This window comes from Methylobacterium aquaticum (assembly GCF_001043915.1).
GTDB lineage: Bacteria > Pseudomonadota > Alphaproteobacteria > Rhizobiales > Beijerinckiaceae > Methylobacterium > Methylobacterium aquaticum.
Window position 1 is genome coordinate 1 of record NZ_LABX01000441.1, and the last position, 2,786, is coordinate 2,786.

A 2,786-nucleotide genomic window follows, 5' to 3' on the forward strand; every position below is an offset into this window, starting at 1 on the left:
GCCCGCCTGGCTGCACCAGGCCCTGATGCTCCAGGCGGGCCACCTGCCGGCGACGGCCGCCACCGTCGTCGGCCATGACCTCGCCTGGCTCGCCGCCGCCTGCGGCGAGGACCGGGACGGTCCTGCGGCCGAACCACCGGCCGACTGGACCGAGGGCAGCGTCGCCGAGCGCCGCCCCGCCTTCGCGGCCTTCCGGGCCCGCGACCCGGAGGGGGCGCGGACGGCCCTGGAGGCGGTCTTCCGCAAGGAGAAGGCCGATGCCCGCGAGGCGCTGGTCGGCGCCCTGTGGACCGGGCTGTCGCCGGCCGATGAGCCGTTCCTCGAATCCTGCCTCGACGACCGCGCCGGGGGCGTGCGCGAGGCGGCGCAGCGCCTGCTGCCGCGCCTCCCCCGCTCGCTCTACGCCTCGCGTATGGCGGTGCGGGCGAGTGCCGCCCTCGTCATCGAGCGCAAGGCCCGTCTGCTGCGGAGCGCGGCGCCCGAACTGGTCGTGACGCTCCCGGAGGAATCCCCCACGCTGGCCCGCGACGGCGTCACCCCCAATGCGTGGGAGCAGCGCGGCGGCGGCATCCGGGCCGGGCTCCTGCGGGACATCCTGGCGCGCACCCCGCTCCACGCCTTCGCGGGCCATCCACCGCGGCTCTGGATCGAGCTGGCCATGCGCAGCGAATGGTCGGAGCCGATCGTCCGGGGCCTGTTCGAGGCGATGGCGCGCGAGCGCGACCCGGCCTGGACCCGGGCCGCCATCGATCTTCTGGCCGAGGCATACGAGGGCAAGGTGTCGGGCATCCGGCGCACCAACGAGCTGCTCGGCCGGTGGGTGCAGGCCGTCGACCTTCTATCCGCGGCCGAGTGGGAGGCGACGGTCGCGGAGCTGATCCGCGCCCGCAAGATCGAGGTGGTGCTGGCGATGCTGGAGAAGGGCCCGGACGCCTTCTCCGAGCGGTTCAGCGCCGCGCTGATCGACTGGCTCGCCTTCGTCGTCCGCGGCTCCGAGAGCCTGCGGCGCGACCTCGCCAAGCCCTGGCGGATCGCCGGCCTCGGCGAACGGCTGTGGCCGGGCGAGGACATCGCGGCGACCGCCGCGGCGCTTGCCGCGCGGCTGCCGGAGGACGAGGGCAACGACCGCCTGCGCCAGCAGGTCGCCAGCCTGACCGAAACGCTCGACATGCGCGTCGCGATCCGGCGCGAGTTCCAATCGTGAGACGCTTTCCGGAAGGAATCTCCCGGAAAGCGTCTCACCGGCCCGCGCGGCGCAGGAGCGAAGCCGCTTTCCGCATCGCGAAGCGATCGAGCGGAAAGCATATGACATGCAGGGAGACAGCCCGAGGATGACGACCAAAGCCGCGCAGCTTCGCCAAGCCGCCGAGGACGCCTTCGCCGAGGAGATCGCCGCCCTGCGGCAGGCCGACGACCGGCCGCGCCCGCCGAACTGGCAGATGTCGCCGCAAGCCGTCGTCACCTATCTGCTCGGCGGAAAACTCGCCTCCGGCTTCGAGGTCACCCCGAAATACATCGGCGACCGGCGCCTGATGGAGGTGGCCGTCGCGACGCTCGCCACCGACCGGGCGCTGCTCCTGCTCGGCGTGCCCGGCACCGCCAAGAGCTGGGTCAGCGAGCACCTGGCGGCGGCAATCTGCGGCACCTCGCGGCTGATCGTGCAAGGCACCGCCGGCACCAGCGAGGAGGCGATCCGCTACGGCTGGAACTACGCGCTGCTGCTGGCCAAGGGGCCGAGCCGCGAGGCGGTGGTCGGCTCGCCGGTGATGCGGGCGATGAACGAGGGCCGCATCGCCCGGGTCGAGGAGCTGACCCGCATCCCGTCCGAGACGCAGGACAGCTTCATCACCATCCTGTCCGAGAAGACCCTGCCGATCCCCGAGCTGAACGAGGAGGTGCCGGCGCAGAAGGGCTTCAACCTCATCGCCACGGCCAACAACCGGGATCGCGGCGTCAACGAATTGTCGAGCGCCCTCAAGCGCCGCTTCAACACCGTGGTGCTGCCGCCGCCGGCCACGATCGAGGCGGAGATCGCCATCGTCGAGAGCCGGGTCGCCTCGCTCGGCCGCGCCTTCGAGATTCCGGCCGAGCCGCCGGGCGCCGACCAGATCCGCCGCGTCGTCACGATCTTTCGCGAGTTGCGCGAGGGCGTGACGGTGGACGGCAAGAGCAAGGTCAAGCAGCCCTCCGGCACGCTCTCGACGGCGGAGGCGATCAGCGTCGTCGGCAGCGGGCTGGCGCTCGCGGCGCATTTCGGCGACGGCCGCCTCTCGGCGAGGGATCTGGTGTCGGGCATCTCGGGCGCGGTGGTGAAGGACCCGGTGCAGGACGCGATCGTCTGGCGCGAGTACCTCGAGACGGTGGTCAAGGAGCGCGACGGCTGGAAGGATTTTTATAGGGCCGCCCGCGCGGGCGCGTGACCTGAGCGATGCCCGACATCCGCCTCTTCGGCATCCGCCACCACGGCCCCGGCTCGGCCCGCTCGCTCCAGGCGGCGCTCACCGAGTTCGCGCCCGATTGCCTGCTGATCGAGGGACCGCCGGATGCCGACGCGCTGATCCCCCTCGCGGCGCACGACGCGATGGCGCCGCCGGTGGCGCTCCTCGTCTACCGGCCCGACCGGCCGCGCGACTGCGCGTTCTTCCCCTTCGCGGCCTTCTCGCCCGAATGGGTGGCGATGCGCCACGGGCTGGCGGCCGGCGCCGCGATCCGCTTCATCGACCTGCCGCACGCGATCCAGCTCGCCGACGGCTTCGGTGCGTCCCCGGAGGGCGATGCCGCGCCGG

At 72.8% G+C, this 2,786-nt stretch carries 3 protein-coding genes; all 3 read left to right on the forward strand.

Annotation, left to right across the window (positions count from 1 at the left end; translation table 11 throughout):
• Window positions 1-1,204, forward strand: a 1,204-nt coding sequence (locus tag VP06_RS37590) for a DUF5691 domain-containing protein (protein WP_048468070.1), incomplete at its 5' end; no start/stop codon positions are given.
• 127 nt (window positions 1,205-1,331) lie between these two features.
• On the forward strand, window positions 1,332-2,420 hold the full coding sequence (locus VP06_RS33085) for an ATP-binding protein (protein WP_048468071.1): 1,089 nt from the start codon (window positions 1,332-1,334) through the stop codon (window positions 2,418-2,420).
• Between the two features lie 8 nt (window positions 2,421-2,428).
• Window positions 2,429-2,786, forward strand: a 358-nt coding sequence (locus tag VP06_RS33090) for a DUF5682 family protein (protein ID WP_048468072.1), incomplete at its 3' end; no start/stop codon positions are given.

Bases quoted from the DNA above. Each gene is read 5' to 3' on its own strand.
- VP06_RS33085 (WP_048468071.1), top strand. From the start codon at position 1,332: ATGACGACCAAAGCCGCGCAGCTTCGCCAAGCCGCCGAGGACGCCTTC.